Annotated in this window: 1 protein-coding gene; it reads right to left on the bottom strand. The window is 50.7% G+C overall.

Annotation, left to right across the window (positions count from 1 at the left end; genetic code table 11):
* Positions 1–29 precede the first annotated feature (29 nt).
* Positions 30–242 carry a hypothetical protein gene (locus tag AC1RO3_RS09005; protein ID WP_251188573.1) on the bottom strand — a complete coding sequence of 71 codons (213 nt, stop codon included), beginning with the start codon at positions 240–242 and terminating at the stop codon, positions 30–32.
* Positions 243–306 lie beyond the last annotated feature (64 nt).

Below are 306 nucleotides of genomic sequence, written 5' to 3'. Positions count from 1 at the left end.
AAGATACAGGGCCTTCATCTCACTGAGCTTCACACCGCATCCTCTTCGTCGTAGTACAGAGCTTCATTCACGATGTTCGTCACTTCCTCACGTTCGTTGTTGATCAGGAGCACGCGCAAAATCTCGCGCAGCGCATTCCTGAGTGGAAGCGAACTCGGATGCGTCTGGAACTCTTCTTTCGACTCGTAGCCAGAAGACGCCTCGAACTCGATGATGACGCGACTTTTGGTGATTTTGCTCATTTCTTCTCCTTTGTGCGGTGTCGGAACGATTGTTTCTTGTCAAACCCGTGACTCACTGCCTTGT

The sequence above is a fragment of the Dellaglioa sp. CoH-57-MRSF-19 genome, from assembly GCF_056781975.1.
This window is presented reverse-complemented; position numbering and strand designations above follow the sequence as displayed.

Bases quoted from the DNA above. Each gene is read 5' to 3' on its own strand.
- AC1RO3_RS09005 (WP_251188573.1), bottom strand. From the start codon at position 242: ATGAGCAAAATCACCAAAAGTCGCGTCATCATCGAGTTCGAGGCGTCT.